The 250-nt window shown below is 70.4% G+C and carries 1 pseudogene; it reads left to right on the top strand.

Annotation, left to right across the window (positions count from 1 at the left end):
* A pseudogene (locus ACSNOK_RS35410) lies at positions 1–250 on the top strand (hypothetical protein); the annotation flags it as partial.

Below are 250 nucleotides of genomic sequence, written 5' to 3'. Positions count from 1 at the left end.
GATCTGGGCGGCGGCGGCGCTGGCGCCCATGGGCTGGGCCGGCTACATCCTGTGGGTCGGCTTCCGCAAGAACGATCCGATCGGCGGCTACTTCCGGGTGCAGAAGCGCTGGGGGTCGGAGTTCGACTTCGGCAAGGACGCCTGGGGATCGGTGCGCGACGCCGTCACCGGCCGGCAGGTCTTCGCCCATCACATGGTGCTGGCCGTGGTGGCGGTGGCGGTGGTGCTCTTCGTGCTGCTGGCGCTGGAC

Origin of the sequence: Streptomyces sp. URMC 126 (genome assembly GCF_051386555.1) — a bacterium.
Lineage (GTDB): Bacteria > Actinomycetota > Actinomycetes > Streptomycetales > Streptomycetaceae > Streptomyces.
The sequence above is the reverse complement of the archived record's forward strand: the minus strand, read 5'-3'. Positions and strand labels throughout refer to the sequence as shown.